Source organism: Lysinibacillus sp. ZYM-1 (genome assembly GCF_001308875.1).
Lineage (GTDB): Bacteria > Bacillota > Bacilli > Bacillales_A > Planococcaceae > Lysinibacillus.
The window spans coordinates 107,157-127,670 of sequence record NZ_KQ465106.1; the positions used below are offsets into that span (position 1 = coordinate 107,157).

Sequence of the window (20,514 nt, forward strand, 5' to 3'; positions counted from 1 at the left end):
ATATAATAAAAGGTGATGCTATGAATGAAAGAGAACAGGCGGTGCTAGCTTTAATTCGCCAAAATCCGTTTATGTCTCAGCAAGAAATGGCAGATGCAATGAATCTGTCTCGACCAGTGCTTGCTAATTTAGTGTCTAGTTTGACGAAGGAAGGAAAAATTGTCGGTCGTGCTTATATTTTACCCGAAGAAAATGAAATTATTTGCATCGGTGGAGCTAATCTAGACCGAAAATTCCATGTGAAGGGCAATGTTCAATTAGGAACATCTAACCCTGCTAGTTCTTCCTTTAGTGTAGGTGGTGTTGGTCGAAACATTGCTGAAAACTTAGGCCGATTAAACCATCAAGTGACGTTGCTTACAACGGCTGGTAAAGATGCTGATTGGCAAGTGATCCAAGATGTTTCAGAATCCTTTATGAATCTGCGATATGTGGAGCAGTTACCAGGAGCTTCAACTGGCTCCTATACGGCCATTATGGATGAACAAGGAGAGCTAGCTTTAGCTGTAGCCAATATGGAGGTATATGACCTACTATTGCCTAGCTTGTTAAAAAAGCATGAAACAATGCTCGTGAATGCTGGCTGCTTTATTTTGGATTTAAATTGCCCTAAAGAAACAGTGGCTTATCTACAGCAAGTAGCAATTGCTCGTGATATTCCACTTGTCATTGTGCCAGTATCTTCGCCGAAAATGAATCGACTACCTGAAACATTACAAGGCGTAACATGGTTTATTTGTAACACAGATGAGGCAGAAACAATTGTTGGGCATAAAATTGAAAACGCTGTCCATTATGAAAAAGCATTACAACAGCTCCTAGAATTAGGTGCTGAGCATGTGATTATCACAGCTGGCAGTAAGGGTGTATATGCAGCTTCGAGTACGATTGCACCTAGTCATTTTACTGCCAAAGTGATTGACAAAATTGAAGATGTTACAGGTGCTGGAGATGCCTTTGTCAGCGCTGTAATTCATGGCTGGTTGACAGGGCAATCCTTTGCAACATGTGTTGATGCAGGGTTAACCAATGCTAAAAATACATTGGCATCTCCTTATACAGTTAGACCTGAATTATCAGTAGAAATGTTAAAAAGTGAAATGGAGGAATAATAACATGAAAGAATTCATCGTATTATCAGAAGAAGTAAAAGAAGGACAAGCAAAAGGTCTACCAATCGTTGCTTTAGAATCAACTATTATTTCACACGGTATGCCATACCCACAAAACGTGCAAACTGCACGTGAGGTAGAGCAAATTATTCGCGATAATGGTGCTGTACCTGCAACAATTGCATTAATTGATGGAAAAATTAAAATTGGTTTATCAGATGAAGAGCTTGAAATGTTCGGTAATGCAAAAGGTGTTGCTAAAGCTTCACGCCGTGACCTAGGTTACTTACTTGCTACGAAAAAACTAGGTGCTACAACAGTTGCTGCTACTATGATCTCTGCAGAACTTGCAGGAATTGAAATCTTTGTTACAGGTGGTATTGGTGGTGTTCACCGCGGTGCTGAAACAACAATGGATATCTCTGCTGACTTAGAAGAATTAGCACAAACAAATGTTGCTGTTATCTGTGCGGGTGCAAAATCTATTTTAGATATCGGACTTACACTAGAATACCTTGAAACAAAAGGTGTGCCAGTAGTTGGCTATGGTACGGATGAACTACCAGCATTCTACACACGTCAAAGTGGTTTTGATGTAAACTTCCAGCTTGATACACCAGAGGAAATTGCAGAAATGCTAAGTGCGAAATGGAAATTAGGCTTAAAAGGTGGCGCTGTTATTGCTAATCCAATTCCAGAAGCTGAAGCATTAGAACATGCGTTTATTACAAATATTATTGAAAAAGCTTTAGTAGAGGCTGAAGAGAATGGTATTCAAGGTAAAAATGTGACACCATTCTTACTAGGAAAAGTAAAAGAACTAACAGAAGGTAAAAGCCTTGATGCGAACATTGCATTAGTGAAAAACAATGCAGTGATTGGCGCGAAAATTGCTGTAGCTTTCAATCAATTACATTAATTCCTTTGTCGAAACAAAGACTCTTTGTGACATAACGTCGCAGAGGGTCTTTTTCATTAAAAAGAAGAATATTTTTTCCATTTATTAAACTGTTCACGAGATTAACTAAACTAAATGACACAGTCTCTTTACAATAGGCTACAAAATTTTATACAATTAAGTTTATATCTAATCTGAAAAATTTGACGAGCAAGGTGGACATGTTATGGCGAAAGAGCAAATTTTGACTCCTGAGGACGTTTTTGAGTTAGTCAAATCCTACATGAATGATGAAAATGTCGCATTCGTGAAAAAAGCATATGAATTAGCAAGGGATGCCCATATTGAGCAATTCCGTAGCTCTGGTGAACCGTATATTATTCACCCAGTACAAGTAGCGGGTATTCTAGCTGAATTACAAATGGACCCAGAAACTGTAGCGGCAGGTTTTTTACATGATGTTGTCGAAGATACAGATTTTACGCGGGATGATTTGGTACGGGAATTTGGCGAAGAAGTAGCGGTACTTGTGGATGGAGTTACAAAATTAGGGAAAATTAAATATTTATCAAAAGAGGCACAGCAAGCAGAAAATCATCGAAAAATGTTTGTAGCCATGGCGCAGGATATCCGTGTCATCTTAATAAAGCTAGCCGACCGTCTCCACAATATGCGTACGCTAAAGCATTTGCCGGCTGAAAAGCAACGACGTATTTCAAAAGAGACATTAGAGATTTTTGCACCACTTGCACATCGTCTTGGAATATCAACTGTCAAATGGGAGCTTGAAGATACAGCCCTTCGCTATTTAAACCCACAGCAATATTATCGTATAGTCAGTTTGATGAAGAAAAAAAGAGACGAACGTGAGGCTTATTTAGACAATGTCATGGCTGAGATGAAGTCACAGCTGAATGAGGTTGAAATTGATGCAGATGTATATGGTCGTCCAAAGCATATTTACAGTATTTATCGAAAAATGGTGCTGCAAAAGAAACAGTTTAATGAAATTTATGATTTATTAGCCATTCGTGTACTTGTCGATAGTATTAAAGATTGCTATGCGGTTTTAGGGATTGTGCATACGTTGTGGAAACCAATGCCAGGTCGTTTTAAAGATTATATTGCTATGCCAAAGCAAAACCTGTATCAATCCTTACACACGACCGTTATTGGACCTTATGGGGATCCATTAGAGGTACAGATTCGTACGAAGGAAATGCACAAAATTGCAGAGTACGGGATTGCGGCTCACTGGGCGTATAAAGAAGGTAAAAACGTTGATCATCAAAAGCAAAATGTCGATCAAAAATTAACGTGGTTCCGTGAAATATTAGAATTCCAAAATGAATCTTCCAACGCAGAAGAGTTCATGGAGTCCTTAAAATTTGATCTGTTTTCTGATATGGTTTACGTATTTACACCTGAAGGCGATGTCATTGAATTACCTGCGGGTTCTGTGCCAATTGATTTCGCTTATCGTGTCCATTCTGAGGTCGGAAATCGTACGATTGGTGCGAAAATCAATGGGAAAATGGTGCCACTTGATACACCACTGAAAACGGGCGATATCATTGAAATTTTAACATCTAAGCAATCCTTTGGTCCGAGTCGTGATTGGTTAAAAATAGCCCAATCCTCACAGGCGAAAAATAAAATAAAGCAATTCTTTAAACGTCACTTACGTGAGGAGAATATTGTCAAAGGCAAAGAGATGATTGAAAAAGAAATTCGCGCGCAGGATTTCGATTTAAAGGAAACAATGTCACCAGAAAATCTCAAACGAGTGTGTGATAAATTTAATTATACGAATGAAGAAGACTTGTATGCAGCTGTTGGTATGAACGGAATAACTGCTCAACAGGTTGTTAATCGTTTAGCTGAAAAACGCCGAAAAGAGCGTGAACAGGAAGAAGCTTTAGAGAAAATCGAACAAAAAATGAAAAATCCGATTCCACAAAAACGCACAGAATCAGGAGTCATTGTCAAGGGCATTGATAATATGCTCATTCGACTTTCACGTTGCTGTACGCCTGTTCCAGGAGATGATATCGTTGGCTTCATTACAAAAGGTCGTGGCGTATCCGTGCATCGTGCCGACTGTCCTAATATCCAAATTGAGGATGAGCAGGAGCGACTAATTGAAGTCGAATGGGAGCATGGTGTCATCCCTGAGAAAAAAGAATACCCAGTTGATATCGAAGTATCTGCTTTTGATCGTCCTGGGATTTTAAATGAAATCATGCAAATTGTTAGTGAAACTAAAACAAATATTTTAGCGGTAAGCGGTCGTGCTGATCGTGATAAAATGGCCACGATTCATTTAACGATTTCTATTTCAAATATTTCACATTTGCATAAAGTTGTGGAACGAATTAAACAAACACCTGATATTTATTCGGTGCAACGAGTTATCAATTAAGCAACAGTTAGAATTGGGGTTATTTACGTATGAAGGTAGTATTACAACGCAGTAAAACGGCTTCTGTAACAGTAGACGGAACTGTCACAGGAGCAATTGAAAGTGGCTACATTCTTCTGGTAGGCATTACACATGAGGATACGATGGAAGATGTTGTTTACTTAGCAAAAAAAGTAGCCAATTTACGCCTTTGGGAAGATACAGATGGAAAAATGAATCATTCTATTTTGGAACACGGAGGCGCTATTTTATCCGTCTCACAATTTACGTTGTATGGGGATGCAAAAAAAGGGAATCGTCCAAGTTTCACAAGTGCTGCAAGACCAGAAGTAGCAGAGCCGCTGTGGGAAGCTTTTAACCAAGCATTACGTGAACACGGTTTACATGTGGAGACAGGTATTTTTGGTGCAATGATGGACGTTGCACTCATTAATGATGGTCCAGTGACAATACTTCTAGAGTCAAAATAATGGTACATTTCCTATAATTCCTTCATATACTAAAAAGTATGGTTAGTTTTATAGGAGGGAGTGTCAAGAACATGGCTCAGATGGGGAGTATATCCAATCCATATTTATACGAAACGCTAAAAATGATGATTGGTCAGGCAATTGTAGTGCAAACCGAAAAAAATATTCAGCAAGGTATTTTACTTTCGATACTACCTGACCATATTATTTTAGAGATTCGTCGTACGCCGTTTTTCATACAGCTGGAGGAAATTGTATGGGTTACATTGGAAACAACAAAAAAATGAGTAAGTATGAACCTTCGAATCATGGCAGATGATAGAAGGTTCTTTTTTGATTCATATACGGTATAATGAATGCGTTTAATTATTAGAATATTTGATTTATTAGAGAGGTTGAAACTAAATGCAAACGATAGCGATTCTAGGTTCATTGTTTTTTTGGAATAATATAAAGGAGCATTTCGCAGCGTTTCCTCAAGTACAATTTATTCATTTTTCATACACGCACCCTGTGCAGTGTGTGGAACTTATTGACGAAGCAGCATCGCGATCGGATATTGTATTATTTGCTGGCTCAATTCCATATTTTTATTGCTATGAAAAAATAAAGGAATCTCGTATACATGCGACATATCTTCCTTTCGATGAATTGACATTAGCACTTTCATTATTATCATTACACCATCATGAAAGAGTGGAACTTAGCGAATTATCGATTGATTTACCTAAAAAGGATAGCTTTTATCAAGTGATGAAGGAGGCAGGGATTTCATCCGCAGGTGTTTATGTAATGGATTATGCATCTGTACATGAAAAACCTGAAAAAATAGCAGAACTAAATATGACTGATTATGTCCTTTATCATAAGGAATTATATAAAGCCGGAAAGACTAAATTAGCCCTTACTAGTCTACATGCCGTTTTTATAGAGTTACAGCAATTAGGGATACCCGCGAAGTATATGGTTGAAAGCAAACAAACTTTTACAGCGGCCATTAGCAGAGCACTAGATACGTATAATAATAAATTGTTGACGTCCTCGCAAATTGCTGTTGTGTCTATTTGTAGCAAAGAAAATTTATCGCACGATCATCCAGTATTTTTGAATACTTTAGAAAAATTAAGCGAACGTTTACAAGCAAGAGTCATGCCATCACAACAGGAGCCATATTTAATTATTTCAACTAGAGGGGTGATTGAAAAGCTTGAGCCCACTTATTTACAATCAATAAAAGAACAATTCGAACAACAATTTGGAGCTTTTTTTCAAGTGGGAGTTGGTTACGGTTATTCTTTACATGAAGCAGAAGCGCATTCGTCCCAGGCTTTATTTTTTACAACCAAATTTAGAGAGGCCTCTACGGTAATGTGTTTGGTGGATGAACATAATCGATTACATGGACCATTATTTGAAAATAATAAAAAGGTTGCCTTAAGCAATAATAATAAAAATATTTTAGAGATCGCTGAAAATGTAAAAATGAGTGCTAAAAATTTAAATGTAATGAAGCAGTTCATGTTGGTAACAAATAATCGCCCCTTTTCGGCTGCTGAATTAGCGAACTATATGAATCTGTCACGTAGATCTGCTGAGCGCATTATTAATCGATTAATTGAACATAACTATTTTATGTTAGCAGGAGAGGAACACCCTTATCATCAAGGCCGTCCAAGAAAGCTTTATAAGACAACGACGAAATGGAATATCTGAAATAATAGAAAATTAATACTTTACAATAAATTTGAACTAATGTATATTTATTTTCAATTAACGACATATAGCGACAAAGAAGAAAGGAGGATTTCGACAGAATTTGCTAATGTCTAAAACTATCAATAGGTTGGTGATATTTTGGAAAATGAACAGCGTGTAAAAAAGAAGAGTTGGCTGAAAGTACCTCATACATATACCATAATTTTTGCTATTATTTTTCTAGCAGGTATTGCAAGCTATATTATTCCAGCAGGTGAGTTTGACAGATTAGAAGATCCGGAAGGACGAATGCTCGTTGTAGATGGAAGCTATCATCATATCGAAAGTAATCCAGTTTCCATTTTTGAAATGTTTACAGCAATTCCAATGGGTCTTGAAAAAGGTGCCCAAATTATTTTCTACATTTTCTTAGTTAGTGGTGTATTTGGTATTATTCATTCTACAGGCGCCATTGAAGCTGGCGTTTATAAAGGTGTAAAGGCTTTAGAGGGTAGAGAGAAGCTATTAATTCCTTTATCCATGATTCTATTCTCTGTTGGCGGGTTTACAATGGGGATGGCTGAAGAAACGATTATTTTCGTACCGATTGGCGTAGCAATTGCTCGAGCTATGGGCTTTGATGCAGTAACAGGAACAGCCATGATTACACTAGGAGCAGCCAGCGGATTTTTTGGGGGAATGCTTAATCCCTTTACCGTCGGTGTTGCACAATCACTAGCGGATGTACCATTATTTTCCGGTATCGGTTTCCGTGCGGTTGTCTATATTTTTGTGTTAAGCTTTGCTATTTTCTATGTATCTCGCTATGCCTTTAAGGTGAAAAAGAATCCACAAGCAAGTGTTATTTACGATATTGAACAACAGGCTAAATCTAATGTGTCTGCGATTGATATTCCTCCATTAACAGGGAAACATAAATTGGTATTTATTGTGATGGCTTGTGGGATCGGATTTAATATTTATGGTGTATTTAATTGGGACTGGTTTTTAACACAATTAACAGCGTCCTTCTTAATCATGGGCTTAATTGCAGGACTAATTGGTGGTTTAAAGCCTGGCACTATTTTTGATTCCTTTATTGATGGGGCAAAGGCTGTAACATTTGGTGCTCTCATCGTCGGTTTTGCCCGTGCTATTACAGTAGTTTTAGAGCAAGGGAAAATCATTGATACGATTGTTTATGCAGCATCAGAGACAATTGGGCATTTACCGCATGCTATAAGTGCAATCGGTATGTTATTTATTCAAGCCCTTTTGAATTTATTTATTTCATCTGGTAGTGGACAGGCGGCAGCAACAATGCCGATTATGATTCCAATTACTGATTTATTAGGTTTAGAACGACAAGTTGCGGTTTTAGCATTCCAATATGGAGATTCATTAACAAACTCGATAATTCCTACTTCATCTGCATTAATGGCGTATTTAGCCGTAGCAGGTATTCCTTATGAAAAGTGGATTAAATTCATATGGAAGATGATTCTTGGCTGGGTAGTAATAGCATGTTTGGCGTTAATCGCTGCGGTCGCATTAGGCATCTCCTAAAACATGAAAGAAGCTGTGGAAAGTGATTCCTTCCACAGCTTCTTTGTCTTATTCTTTATCCGCATTAAAGTAATTTAAGATGCCTTGATAAATTCCGAGGGTAGCCTGTTCACGGAATTTAGCCGTTGTGATGGCACGTTCCTCACTAGCATTACTTAAGTATCCTAACTCAATAAGCACGGCTTTTTGACGATTCTCTCGTAGTACTAAGTAATTGCCCTGTTGTGTTCCGCGATCTCTCAAATCTATTTTACTCGAAAGTCCATCATGTATGGCCTCAGCAAGCCCTTTTTGATTACTATTCATATAATAGGACGTGAAGCCGTTAATAGAGCTATCGTCAGTTGCATCATAATGTAGACTGATAAAGGCATCTGCCTCATATTGATGTGCAATCGAGACACGCTTACGCAGTGCCACATACTCGTCTGATTCTCGTGTCATAACAACATTGGCTCCAGCAGCACTTAACTTGGAGGCAAGGAGAGTGGCTGTTTTCAAGGTAATTCCTTTTTCTTCTGTTCCACGTTGGCCTGTTGTACCATGGTCATTGCCTCCATGCCCAGCATCTACAACAATGGTCAGTCCATTTAACGTTCCCTTTTTACGTGGCTCTAGTTGATCCTTTTGTGGAATTGAAGTTTTATTGGAGCTCGTTGTCACAACCCAGTTCGCAACAAACGCTGTTTCTTTGTCTAATTGAATTTCGTAGAAATCATTTTTTACGCCTACAATAGGATACGTTTTACCAGCATCTACTCGCTCCACTACTTCAGCTGCTGTTGAAGCATCCGTTCGGAGGTTTGTCCCATTATAAATAATGGTAACGGATTCCAAATCTTTTGAAGAGGACGATTTAGATGTACTCTTTACTTTATTTGAAAATGTCCCATAAAAACTATAGACCCATCCAGTTTTTTTATCATTGTACTGAATTTGTACCCAATTGTGCTCATGCGTAAGTACTTTGTAAGCCTGTCCTTTTTTTACAGTGCCAATTTTTTTAGCATTCAAGTCTGGTTTTTTACGAACATTCAGTGCATCCACCAAAATAGTAAAGCTTGTATCTTTATTTACAGGTGTAGTAGTTGTTGATACTTCTACTGCATTTTCTTTTGGTTCCGTTTCTTTTTTAGGACTATCGTTAATCGTGACATAATCCTTAGAAACCCAACCTGTTAGTCCATTCCAATCAATTTTTGCCCATTCATTATTCTCCTCAATGAGGTTTGCTTGGTTGCCCGTAGAGAGCTGTCCAAGAACAGCTGAAGAGATATCTGGTTCTGTGCGAATATTTAAACGGTCTACCTGTGAAATAACAGTTTTATCAATGGTTTTTTGAGCGTTTGTAGAGGCAGTCAGCCAAGATGCTACCCACCCTTCATAGCTACCTGTTTTTACTTGTATCCAATCACCTTCACGACCAATTGAAGTTAAAGGATCACCTTCTTCTAAAGTCGTAATAATTGGATAAGACAATCCAGGACCCTCACGTAAATGAAGAATCATACCTGCTACTTTTAGATCACTGGCGTCAGCGGAAGCTTTTTGAATAAAGTTCTTATTTGGAATCGCAATTGTTACCATTAGTACGAAGATGATAATACTATGTAAAATTTTTGTCCTCATCAGATTCCTCCTATTCCTTGTGCTATTTTACCATGCTTTTGTATGAAAATTCGTGGTAAAAAGGTAATGGAATTTGTCATTTTCATTACTGCCTGATGAAAAAAACAAAAATAGTTGACATTGGCCTAGCTAGTGACTAACATAAAGGGTAATCGAAAAATGATTAATCGCTTATGACCAAGCAAGTAGCGTGTACCTCTATTGGAACAGAGAGGGGAAGACTTAGGCTGCAATCTTTCCTACAAAAATGTATGACGTGAATAACACTTGAGAGGCTTTTTTCCGAAAAGCAGTGCTTAGTAGGAAAAAACGGAATCGGCCGTTATCCGATTACGAGGAGGACACATGTAAAAATTTGTGTCAACTAGGGTGGAACCGCGGAAGCTTATACAGCTCTCGTCCCTTGCAGTGGCAAGGTGACGGGAGCTTTTTGTGTTGTCCGAAAAATTGAGATGCTCTTAATGAGGGGAAACCTGCTTAACTCGATGAAAAAGGCACTTGAGTGAACTCGTTCAAAACGGAGGAAAAACTGCTCAATCATAGGCAATCAATATAGGAGGGAATTACATGAGTTTTAAAGTGCCAAGAGGGACACAAGATATTTTGCCAGGTCAATCTGAAAAATGGCAAAAGGTTGAAGCGATTATTCGTGATATTTGTCGTGTATATCGCTATAACGAAATTCGTACACCGATTTTTGAGCAAACTGATTTATTTGCACGCGGTGTTGGTGAAACAACGGATGTTGTACAAAAAGAAATGTATACATTTGAGGATCGCGGAGGCCGCTCGTTAACACTGCGTCCTGAAAATACAGCTGGTGTTGTACGTGCATATGTTGAACATAAAATGTTTGGTGCTCCAGACCAACCTGTTAAGCTTTCCTATTTAGGACCCATGTTCCGCTATGAACGTCAACAAGCTGGCCGCTACCGCCAATTTGTTCAATTTGGGGTAGAGGCAATTGGTTCAGCAGATCCTGCAATCGATGCAGAAGTCATTGCTCTTGCAATGGATGTCTATGAATCAGCTGGCTTAAAGGATTTAAAATTAGTGATCAATTCACTGGGTGATAAAGAAACACGTGATACGCACCGAACAGCTTTATTACAACATTTTGAGCCACATATTCATGAGTTTTGCTCAGATTGCCAAAATCGTTTGCATAAAAATCCATTACGTATTTTAGATTGTAAGGTGGATCGTGAGCACCCATTAATGCAAACGGCTCCTGCATTAACAGATTTCCTCACTGAGGAATCGGCTACTTATTTTGCTCAAGTGAAAACATATTTAGATACTTTGGGTATTACGTATGAGGTTGATCCAAATCTTGTAAGAGGACTGGATTATTACAATCATACAACATTCGAAATAATGTCTTCGGCATCTGGCTTTGGTGCTATTACAACCCTTTGTGGTGGTGGACGATACAATGGTCTGGTGCAAGAAATAGGCGGCCCAGATGTACCCGGTATTGGTTTCGCATTAAGTATTGAACGTCTGTTATTAGCGCTTGAAGCAGAGGGCGTTGAATTGGATACGGCTTCAGGACTAGACGTTTATATTATTGCCATGGGTGATGAAGCGAAGCAAAAGGCTGTAGAGTTGACTAGTACTTTCCGTGCGAAGGGTCTTGCAACAGAGATGGATTATTTAGATCGTAAAATGAAAGCCCAAATGAAATCAGCTGACCGTCTAGGGGCAAAGTATACAATTGTCCTTGGTGAAACAGAGCTTGAAGAGCAACAAGCCGCGGTGAAACATATGGAATCTGGTGAACAGCACAAGGTTGCATTTTCAGAGTTAGTGAACTATTTATCACAACAATCTTAAAAAAGATAGGGCATTTCTTGTTGAATGCTACATAAATTGAATATATTTTGGAGGAATTTAACAATGGCTACAAGAACACATGCTAGTAACGAGCTTTCAGAAACGTTACAAGGCGAAAAAGTCGTATTAAAAGGATGGGTACAGCGTCGTCGTGACCTTGGTGGTTTAATTTTCATTGATTTACGTGACCGTACTGGTATTACACAAGTCGTATTTAGTCCAGATGTTGCAGAAGCACATGCATTAGCGGATAAAGTGCGTAGTGAATATGTAATAGAAATAGAAGGAACAGTCATTCTACGTACAGAGGACCAAATCAACCCGAATGTACCAAACGGTAAAATCGAAGTGGAAGCGACAAGATTAGTCGTGATTAATACAGCAAAAACAACACCATTCCAAATTGAAGATCGCACAGACGTATCAGAAGATCTACGTTTAAAATACCGTTACCTTGACCTACGTCGTCCAGTCATGTTCGATACTTTCAAAATGCGTTCGGACGTTACGCGTACAATCCGTAACTTCTTACAAAACGAAGGCTTCCTAGAAGTAGAAACTCCGATATTAACGAAATCAACGCCAGAGGGTGCTCGTGACTATTTAGTGCCATCACGTGTCCATGAAGGTGAATTTTATGCACTACCACAATCACCTCAGCTATTTAAACAATTATTAATGGTTGCTGGCTTTGAAAAGTATTTCCAAATTGCACGTTGCTTCCGTGACGAGGACTTACGTGCTGACCGTCAACCTGAGTTTACACAAGTTGACATTGAAACAAGCTTCTTAACACAAGAAGAAGTATTAGAAATGAATGAGCGATTAATCCAAGCAGTAATGAAAGAAGTAAAAGGGATTGATATCCCTGCACCATTCCAGCGCATGAAGTACCAAGAAGCAATGGATCGATATGGTTCTGATAAGCCAGACGTACGTTTTGGATTAGAATTAGTGGCATTAAATGATGTTTTTGAAGGCTGTGGTTTCAAAGTATTCGCTGATACAGTGGCACAAGGTAAGCAAGTAAAAAGTATCAATATTAAAGGTGCAGCTGACAAATACTCTCGTAAAGACATGGATGAACTAACAAAGTTCGTTGGTATTTACGGTGCTAAAGGTCTTGCTTGGTTAAAGGTAACAGAGGAAGGCTTAAATGGCCCAATCGCGAAATTCTTTGATGAGGCGTTAGCGGCAGCATTAATCGAACGAATGGGAGCAGAAGTTGGCGATATTCTAGTATTCGTAGCGGATAAAGCATCTGTTGTAGCTGCTTCTTTAGGTGCACTTCGTACGAAATTAGGTCAAGATTTAGAGTTAATCGACGAATCACAATTTGCTTTCCTATGGATTACAGACTGGCCATTATTTGAATTCTCTGAGGAGGACGGTCGTTATTATGCCGCTCACCATCCATTCACACGACCATTTGATGAAGATATTCTATTAATGGACACGGACCCATCTGCTGTTCGTGCACAGGCATATGATATCGTTTTAAACGGCTACGAGCTTGGTGGTGGATCATTACGTATTTATGAACGTGACCTACAGGAAAAAATGTTTGAATTACTTGGTTTCTCAGAGGAAGAAGCTCAAGCGCAATTTGGTTTCTTATTAGAAGCATTTGAATATGGCGTGCCACCGCATGCTGGTCTTGCATTTGGTCTGGATCGCTTTGTCATGCTGTTAGCTGGTCGTCACAATTTACGTGATACAATTGCATTCCCGAAAACGGCAAGTGCTAGCTGCTTAATGACAGAAGCACCAAGTGAGGTATCTCCTGAACAACTAAGCGAATTGAGCTTGGCAATTAAACCTTTTAGAAAATAATCAATAAGGCAAAATACCTGGATTTTCTAGCAAATATTGTTGGGAATCTAGGTATTTTTTGCGTTTTCTCAAGAAATTATAGATTATTAGAGAAAATCGTTTGAATTATCAGAAAAGTGATGCTATGATAACTGTAATACGAATCCTGATGTGTTTGTCTAACTGCTAACTCTACTTCACAGTTTTGACCGAACACTATCGAATCGGGAGCCTTCATTTTGTAGTCGCAAACATGCCCCTTGCGGAGCGGGAAGTTTAAAGCTGCAAAGCAGGCACCCCCCTGCAAATTGCGGGTTCAAAACGAATGTTTCTTGGCATTACGGCACAATTGGGATTCGTCCTATACATAGGATTGAAAAGGAGCTTAAAAAAAGCTCCTTTTTTATGTGCAAATGAATTCATGTAAGTTCCAAACATTAAGAAAAGAACATACGTCTGTCAAATTGGAATTCTTTCAAGGATTAAATATTTTATAAAAAATTTAGAAAATAGAAAAAATTACTTTTTATTTCTGGTAAATCAGCATATAATTGGTATAGACAACTATACCTTTTAGGTGAAACTGTTGATGGAGGTGAAATTTTGAAGGATACACTATTAATCTCCAATGTCACGATGATTAACCCAGAGGGAAAACCTTTTGAGGGTGATATCTATATCCAGAACGGTAAAATTGCTCAAATAGGTCATAGGTTAACTTTGGAGGCGACTCAATATATTGATGGTCAAGATCAGGATTGGCTACTGCTCCCTGGTTATATTGATATGCACATTCACGGTTCAGCTGGCCATGATACGATGGATGGTACTCAACAGTCTTTGCATGCAATGGCTCAATCTTTAGTACAAGAAGGTGTTACAGGTTTCCTTGCCACAACAATGACACAATCCGTCGCTAAAATTGAAAGCGCTTTAAAGAATGTAGCAGAATTTGATCATAATGAGGGAGAAGCCAATCTATTGGGCATACATGTGGAAGGTCCATTTGTTTCGCAACTTCGCGCTGGCGCTCAACCAGTAGCTTATATGATTAGTCCTACGATTGATCAATTTGCCCATTGGCAAACAATTAGCAAGAATCGGATAAGACAAATCACAGTTGCACCAGAAATAGAGGGTGGCTTTACATTTCTAGAAGCACTAAAGAACTTTCATGTAATTCCATCTATTGGTCACTCTGACGCTACAATAGAGGAGGTCAAGAAAGCAGTAACATTAGGGGTAAATCAAGCCACTCATTTATATAATCAAATGCGGCCATTTCATCATCGTGACCCTGGAGTTGTCGGTGGAGCGTTACTAAATGACAAAATTATGGTTGAACTAATTGTCGATTTTGTGCATAGTCATCCTCAATCAGTTATGTTAGCTTATCGTATGAAAGGTGCGAAAGGCATCATTCTTATTACGGATGCAATGCGCGCGAAAGGGTTAAAATATGGCGAATATGATTTAGGCGGGCAAACAGTGTATGTGAGTGAAAAAGGAGCCCATTTAGCAAACGGAGCATTAGCTGGGAGTATTTTAACCATGGAACAGGCAGTAAAAAATATGAAATTTATTACAAATTGTTCACTTCAAGAAATAGTCGCTATGTCCTCTACGAATGCAGCGGAGCAATTACGGCTGTCCAAGAAAGGACGAATTAAAGAAGGTTTTGATGCAGATTTTGTATTGCTTGATCAAAAATTAAATGTGCAAAAAACTATTTGTCGAGGTAAAGTTGTATTTGAGAAATCATAAACGAGGCGATAAGGATGGTGCAAGAATTGTTAGAGAAAAATTCTCATATACCTATCTATATACAAATAGAAGAGATTATTAAACAACGAATTTATTTAGAAGAGTACAAAATTGGTGAAACAATACCTTCAGAACGAGAGCTTTCTGCACAATTTGATGTAAGTAGAATGACTGTCCGTCAATCCATTACTAATCTAGTGAATAGCGGTTTGTTATATCGTGAAAAAGGAAGAGGCACCTATGTTGCCAATCCAAAATTAGAGCAACCGTTAAAAGGCTTAACAAGTTTTACTGAGGATATGCGAGCAAGAGGTATGGAACCGAGTAGTAAAGTATTACGATTTGAAAAAATCATACCACAAGTGGATATTGCAAGAGATTTAATGATAGAGCCTGGGGAAGAAGTATTCTTTGTCGTGCGGATAAGAAATGCTGATTCACAACCAATGGCAATTGAAAAAACGTATATACCTGTGAAAGTATATCCAGAATTGGATGAGAAGCAAATAATGGGCTCTCTTTATGCATTAATCGAAGCTAAATTCCATCAAAAAATTGGAAATGCCGTCCAACAAATGGAGGCAGCGATTGTGTCTAAAGAGGATAGTAAGTTTTTACAGATCAATCAAACAGCACCTGTTTTAATTATTAAACGTACGAGTTATCTGTCTGATGGTCGGCCGTTTGAGCTTGTACGTAGTACGTATCGTGCTGATCGCTACAAATTTATAAGTGAAATTAAAAGGTGATAATATGGATGCATATTTTTCTGAAATCGAAAAGCTGATCCAGGTTGTGAAAGAGCAGGAGTCTGCTCGTATAAAGGAAGTTGCACAAATCATTGTGCAACGCCTTCAGAAAGGTGGGATTATCCAATTATTCGGTTGCGGTCATTCTCAGTTATTAGCACAGGAGGCATTTTATCGTGCTGGAGGTTTAGTACCTGTACGTCCAATTTTTATTGGACCTCTAGCATTACATGCAGGTGCCTTGGCCTCCTCTATCAATGAGAAGGACCCAGCAATTATTGAACAACATAAGGAACAATTTGACTTTCGTGAAAATGACATTTGTATTGTAATTTCAACCTCTGGGAGAAATTCAGCGCCAATTGACGCGGCTTTATTAGCCAAAAAAGCAGGTGTATTTGTCCTATCTCTCCAATCACTTGCCTATAGAGAGCAGGCTACACGTCATCACAGTGGGCAACGGCTAGAAGAAGTGGTAGATCTCGTTATTAACACTCATATACCTATTGGTGATGGTGTTCTGCATGTACAAAAAATGCAGTATGCACCTGCATCAACAGTTATAGGTTCGCTGCTATTGAATGCTTTGTTCAGCGAAGTTATTGGGGAAATTGCAAAGACTTCAACAGAGCTGCCCATTTTTGTTAGTAATAATGTAGACTCCGATTGGTCACATAATGAGATAATGATTGCCAATTATCAAGATCGGATAGATTTTACATGAAAATGGAGGCATTATGAATGAAGAAAATGTATAAAATTACTTCACCCGAAGGAATTCATGCAAGGCCCGCTGCATTACTCGTCACTGCAGTTACACCGTTCGAAAGTGATATTACCTTAACTTTTCAAGAGAAATCAGTAAATTTAAAGTCTATTATGGGTGTCATGTCACTTGGGGTAAAACCAGGAAGCGTAGTAGAAATTTCAGCGTATGGTCCAGATGTCGAAAAATTATTTCAAACAATAACGGACATCATGGTATCGAAAGAGATAGGGGAAGAGTTTTAAGGGTTCTAGCAGTGGTTGTTTTTCAAGCCACTGCAGATGAATCCCCATTAACAGATTCATAGCTATTTAATTATTAGAATATTCAGATAAAAAGAGGTGGTTATATGGACATTCGCATCGTTTCGCCCAACGATTATGGGCAGGTCCATCAATTACGGGATTATTGTTTTCCAAATAAATATACAGGGCCACGTAGAGAGGATTTTCACTATTGGATTGAGCATAGTACAACACTTGGTGCCTATGATACTAAAAAGGTAGTTGGGCAGCTATTAATCTTACCACTAAATATGACCATACATGGTATCCGCTATAAAATGGGTGGTATAGGATTTGTTGCTACGTATCCTGAGTATCGACAGCAGGGAATTATTAAAAGTCTGATGATAGAAGCTCTACAAAATATGCGTGAAAATGGGCAAACCATTTCTATATTAGCGCCTTTTTCTGTGTCCTTCTATCGTCATTTCGGATGGGAGTTGTTTTTCGAGAAGTTACATTACACAATACCGCAATCGATGTTCCCATCATTCGGGAAACAACTAGATGTCGTCAAACGGATGAGCTTCGAATGGCAAGACTCCGAGCTTTTTAAGAAGATTAAGGATTTTCATGATGCAATGGCTGTTTCTCAAAATGGTGGCATGGTACGTGATGACGCATGGTGGAAGAGAATTGAGAGAAGGAGCCCTGATAGTCATTTTGCTGCTTATTTTAACAAGGATCACCTTGAGGGGTATATCCGTTATACGATTCAGCATAGTACGTTTGAAATTCAAGATTTTATGGTAGCAAATTATTCAGCAGAGCAAGCTATGTGGCGCTATATTACATCTCATGCAGCAAGTGTCAGTAGTATTACAGGGGTTACTTCTAACCATGTTCCTTTCGGCTTTTTTTTCAAAGAGCCACAATTTAAAAAGGAAGTTATACAGGATGTGATGGTCAGAGTAGTAGATGTTTACGCCTTTATGCAGCAGTATCCATGGAAAGATATTCATGAAACATTGTATGTCCGTATTGAAGATAAATTCTGTCATTGGAATGAACATATCTATCAAATAAATAAAAGTGGTCATGTCTCAATAATTGAGACAAATTCGATCATTGACATGCATATGTTAACATTACCAATTACTCTTTTTTCTGCAATGATGGTTGGCTATCTGTCGGTTAAAGATGCTGTCATTTATGCGAATCAACCTGTGGTGGAAAAGGTTATTCAGCAATGGCAATGGGCATTACCTACTGAAAAACCAGCATTTTATGAGTATTTTTAAGGATTGGATAGTAAAGAAAATTAAAATTTTTTTGAATTCTTTTGTGGACTATACCAGTTAAGCGAAATCGTTTATTCTCCTATAAAATGTGACAGCCCAATTTTGTAAACACTTTCATATGGAGAAAATTACTGTAAAAAATATATTGTGGTATATACCAATAGGTGCTATTCTCAGATTAAGTAAGCGATTACAAAGTTAAAAAATGTAAAAGGGAGTGTTTCAAATGAAAAATATCATGTTAGTGTGTGTGGCAGGTATGAGTACTAGTTTATTAGTATCAAAGATGCAAAAAGCTGCACAGGAGCAAAATATTGAGGCAGATATTTATGCTATTGCGGAAGGGGAGGTTGAAAAAGTACTAGCCACAAAAAAGGCTGATGTGCTGTTATTAGGTCCACAAGTTCGCTACTTAAAGGGCTCATATGAAACAAAGTTTAAGGACATGAATTTTCCAATCGATGTTATTAATATGGCAGACTACGGCATGATGAATGGCGAAAAAGTTTTGCAGCAAGCACTACAACTAATAGGGTAAAGGAGGCTTAAGGGGAATGGAGGACACAGCATTAATGGAATCCATTATGGGGCTTATTGTTCATAGTGGTAATACAAAAAGTGAATGCATGGAAGCCATACAGCTGGCAAAAAAGGGACAGATAGATGCAGCAAAGGAAAAAATTAAATTAGCGAATGAGGCATTAATCGAAGCGCACCATTCTCAAACAGGTTTACTGTCACAAGAAGCAAGGGGAGAAAAAGTGGAAGTATCCATGTTATTAATTCATGCACAGGATCATTTAATGAACGCTATTACATTTCGTGATTTAGCACAGGAAATGATTGAATTATATGAACGTATCAAAGGGGAGTAACATCAAATTTTGATGTCACAATAAAAAGCAAAGGGAGTGTATGAGAATGTTCCGTTTTTTAGAAGAAAAATTTGTACCGGTTGCTGCTAGGGTTGGAAATCAGCGTCATTTAGTTGCTATTCGTGACGGATTTATTACGATCATGCCTTTGACGATAGTTGGTTCACTGGCTGTACTTATTAACAATTTGCCTATTAAACTTTATCAAAATGCACTCGATGCCATTTGGAAGCATGAGACATGGACACAGTTTGGAGGCAATGTTTGGGGCGCAACATTTGGAATCATCTCATTATTATTAGCCTTTTCTGTTGCTTATCATTTGACGAAAAGCTATGACAAGGATGCATTATCCGGAGGGGTTATCGGTCTTGCCAGTTATATGACATTTGGTACGTTTGGGGAAGGTGGTTTATCAGGATTAACGACAGGTACGGGAGGAATATTTGTTGCTCTCATTACTGCCCTTATTTCTGCTGAGCTGTTCGCACGGTTATCGGGTAACTCTAGACTATTAATTAAAATGCCTGCTGGTGTGCCATCTGCTGTGTCAAAATCATTTGCTGCATTACTACCAGCAATCATTACGATTGGTTTATTTGCATTAGTTCGTACGATAATTTCTGCTGGCTTTGATATACCAGATATTATTGGATCGTTTTATTCATCGATTCAAGAGCCGTTTATGGGCTTAACAAATACATGGGTAGCTGGTCTTATTTTAGCTTTCATTCCTACATTTTTATGGTCATTTGGTATACATGGGGCGAATATTATCGAGCCATTTATGCAATCCATTAACTTGCAAGCAATTGACGCTAACGTCGCTGCTATTTCTGCTGGAAAAGTAGCACCTTATATTATAAACAAACCGTTCTTTGATGCATTTATTAATATGGGTGGTTCAGGTACAACGATTGCTTTAATAATCGCCATATTCATTATTGCACGTAAAAACAAACAATATAATACAGTAGGAAAGCTTTCAGCTGCACCTGGATTATTTAATATTAATGAACCTTTATTATTTGGTTTACCAATTGTTTTAAATCCAGTCTTATTCGTACCATTCATTTTAACACCTATGATCAATGTGACAATTGCATTCTTTGCAACAAAATGGGGGTTCGTGCCTGCAGCAACAATTGCGGTTCCATGGACGACACCACCGATTATTAATGGTTTCTTAGTAACACAATCTTGGCGTGGAGCTGTATTGAGTATCGTTTTAATTGTGGTAGCAATATGTATTTACTTGCCGTTCCTTTCCATGGCAAATCGCATGGCGAAGCAGAACGAGCAAAAAGCTGCTTTAGCGGTACAGAGTGAACAATCACCTGTAGCCCAATCAGAAGGGCAAAAAGTAGAAGTATAAGCGTTTACTAACGGAGGGTT

18 protein-coding genes, 1 other RNA gene and 1 other annotated feature are annotated in these 20,514 nt (G+C 38.3%); of the genes, 18 read left to right on the plus strand and 1 reads right to left on the minus strand.

Annotated elements, in window-relative coordinates; translation table 11 throughout:
* Positions 1-20 precede the first annotated feature (20 nt).
* The 7 genes from AO843_RS00485 to AO843_RS00515 all read left to right on the plus strand — a co-directional run bounded on the left by AO843_RS00485 (position 21) and on the right by AO843_RS00515 (position 8,163).
* Complete coding sequence (locus AO843_RS00485) at positions 21-1,112, plus strand: carbohydrate kinase (RefSeq protein WP_054609205.1); 1,092 nt, start codon at positions 21-23, stop codon at positions 1,110-1,112.
* A gap of 4 nt (positions 1,113-1,116) precedes the next feature.
* Positions 1,117-2,031, plus strand: coding sequence for a pseudouridine-5'-phosphate glycosidase (locus AO843_RS00490; protein WP_054609206.1), 915 nt, complete (start codon positions 1,117-1,119; stop codon positions 2,029-2,031).
* Positions 2,032-2,236: 205 nt separating this feature from the next.
* Positions 2,237-4,432 (plus strand): RelA/SpoT family protein, encoded by a 2,196-nt coding sequence (locus AO843_RS00495; RefSeq protein ID WP_054609207.1) that lies wholly within the window; start codon positions 2,237-2,239, stop codon positions 4,430-4,432.
* Between the two features lie 29 nt (positions 4,433-4,461).
* Positions 4,462-4,902, plus strand: coding sequence for a D-aminoacyl-tRNA deacylase (dtd, locus tag AO843_RS00500; protein ID WP_054609208.1), 441 nt, complete (start codon positions 4,462-4,464; stop codon positions 4,900-4,902).
* Between the two features lie 71 nt (positions 4,903-4,973).
* The gene (locus AO843_RS00505; RefSeq protein WP_054609209.1) at positions 4,974-5,189 is read left to right on the plus strand and encodes a DUF2642 domain-containing protein; all 216 of its coding nucleotides are present in this window, start codon (positions 4,974-4,976) and stop codon (positions 5,187-5,189) included.
* 118 nt (positions 5,190-5,307) lie between these two features.
* Entirely contained in the window at positions 5,308-6,615 is a 1,308-nt protein-coding gene (locus AO843_RS00510) for a MarR family transcriptional regulator (RefSeq protein ID WP_231630034.1), read from the plus strand.
* Positions 6,616-6,756: 141 nt separating this feature from the next.
* A complete protein-coding gene (locus tag AO843_RS00515) occupies positions 6,757-8,163 on the plus strand; it encodes a YfcC family protein (RefSeq protein ID WP_054609210.1) in 1,407 nt (468 codons plus the stop codon).
* Positions 8,164-8,211: 48 nt separating this feature from the next.
* Here AO843_RS00515 and AO843_RS00520 read toward each other — a convergent pair whose 3' ends face one another.
* Complete coding sequence (locus tag AO843_RS00520; RefSeq protein WP_054609211.1) at positions 8,212-9,792, minus strand: SH3 domain-containing protein; 1,581 nt, start codon at positions 9,790-9,792, stop codon at positions 8,212-8,214.
* Between the two features lie 164 nt (positions 9,793-9,956).
* Positions 9,957-10,199, plus strand: a binding site (T-box leader).
* Between the two features lie 160 nt (positions 10,200-10,359).
* Here AO843_RS00520 and hisS point away from each other — a divergent pair.
* From hisS to AO843_RS00570, 11 genes are all read left to right on the plus strand, one after another.
* Positions 10,360-11,628: a histidine--tRNA ligase gene (gene hisS / locus AO843_RS00525; protein ID WP_054609212.1), complete on the plus strand. Its 1,269-nt coding sequence runs from the start codon at positions 10,360-10,362 to the stop codon at positions 11,626-11,628.
* 63 nt (positions 11,629-11,691) lie between these two features.
* Positions 11,692-13,461, plus strand: coding sequence for an aspartate--tRNA ligase (gene aspS, locus AO843_RS00530; RefSeq protein WP_054609213.1), 1,770 nt, complete (start codon positions 11,692-11,694; stop codon positions 13,459-13,461).
* Positions 13,462-13,600: 139 nt separating this feature from the next.
* Positions 13,601-13,800, plus strand: a non-coding RNA gene (ssrS, locus tag AO843_RS23860) — 6S RNA.
* A 243-nt stretch (positions 13,801-14,043) separates the two neighbouring features.
* Complete coding sequence (gene nagA, locus AO843_RS00535; protein ID WP_231630035.1) at positions 14,044-15,204, plus strand: N-acetylglucosamine-6-phosphate deacetylase; 1,161 nt, start codon at positions 14,044-14,046, stop codon at positions 15,202-15,204.
* 26 nt (positions 15,205-15,230) lie between these two features.
* Entirely contained in the window at positions 15,231-15,953 is a 723-nt protein-coding gene (locus AO843_RS00540) for a GntR family transcriptional regulator (RefSeq protein ID WP_054609390.1), read from the plus strand.
* 4 nt (positions 15,954-15,957) lie between these two features.
* On the plus strand, positions 15,958-16,677 hold the full coding sequence (locus AO843_RS00545; protein ID WP_054609214.1) for a sugar isomerase domain-containing protein: 720 nt from the start codon (positions 15,958-15,960) through the stop codon (positions 16,675-16,677).
* Between the two features lie 17 nt (positions 16,678-16,694).
* Complete coding sequence (locus AO843_RS00550) at positions 16,695-16,964, plus strand: HPr family phosphocarrier protein (protein ID WP_054609215.1); 270 nt, start codon at positions 16,695-16,697, stop codon at positions 16,962-16,964.
* A 104-nt stretch (positions 16,965-17,068) separates the two neighbouring features.
* Positions 17,069-18,244, plus strand: a complete 1,176-nt coding sequence (gene eis / locus AO843_RS00555; RefSeq protein WP_054609216.1) for a GNAT family N-acetyltransferase — start codon at positions 17,069-17,071, stop codon at positions 18,242-18,244.
* A gap of 226 nt (positions 18,245-18,470) precedes the next feature.
* Entirely contained in the window at positions 18,471-18,782 is a 312-nt protein-coding gene (locus AO843_RS00560) for a PTS sugar transporter subunit IIB (RefSeq protein ID WP_054609217.1), read from the plus strand.
* Between the two features lie 16 nt (positions 18,783-18,798).
* Complete coding sequence (locus tag AO843_RS00565; protein ID WP_054609218.1) at positions 18,799-19,119, plus strand: PTS lactose/cellobiose transporter subunit IIA; 321 nt, start codon at positions 18,799-18,801, stop codon at positions 19,117-19,119.
* A gap of 46 nt (positions 19,120-19,165) precedes the next feature.
* Complete coding sequence (locus AO843_RS00570; protein WP_082389349.1) at positions 19,166-20,494, plus strand: PTS sugar transporter subunit IIC; 1,329 nt, start codon at positions 19,166-19,168, stop codon at positions 20,492-20,494.
* The last annotated feature ends 20 nt before the right edge of the window (positions 20,495-20,514 follow it).